A 615-nucleotide genomic window follows, 5' to 3' on the forward strand; every position below is an offset into this window, starting at 1 on the left:
GCCGCCGATCATCGCGGTGACGTATTCGACCATGGCGCCTTCGCCGGACTGGGTCTTCTTGGTCATGTGCGTATCTCCTGATCCCGCTGGTTACGCTGCTGCGCGGCTCAGCTCGGAGGCACCGGCGGCGCCCGCGGTCTGTTCCTTCAGCGCCGCGATCAGACCGGGACGGTCGAACTTGGCGACATAGTCGTGGAAGCCGGCCTGACGGCCGCGCTCGATCGCCGCCGGCGACACCAGCGCGGAGAGGCCGATGATCGGCATCGCGCCCAGATTGCTGTCGGAGCGGATGGTCTCGGCAAACTCGAACCCGTTCATGTCGGGCATCTCGATGTCGGTCAGGACCACGTCGAAGCTCTGCGCGCGCAGCGCCGCCAGGCCCTCCTGCGCGGTCGGCGCGGTGCGGACGCGGTAGCCGGCGGCCTTGAGCACCGGGGCCAGCATGTTGCGGAAGAACGCCGAGTCGTCGACCAGCAGCACCGATTGCGAGTGCAGCGACGGTTTCATCTCCTTGCGGGTGAACCAGTCGGCGAACGCCATCGGCAGGAAGTGGCCGACGTCGATCACTTCGGTGGCCTGGCCCTTGATCACGGCCGAGCCGAGAATGCCGGAGGA

General features: G+C 67.5%; 1 protein-coding gene. It reads right to left on the reverse strand.

The genetic code is table 11. The annotated features are described in order from the left end of the window. Window positions 1-90: 90 nt before the first annotated feature. Window positions 91-615 (reverse strand): response regulator (locus tag IVB32_RS22805; protein ID WP_247411491.1); only part of this gene is annotated, 525 nt, incomplete at its 5' end.

The organism is Bradyrhizobium sp. 23 (assembly GCF_023073295.1).
GTDB lineage: Bacteria > Pseudomonadota > Alphaproteobacteria > Rhizobiales > Xanthobacteraceae > Bradyrhizobium > Bradyrhizobium canariense_D.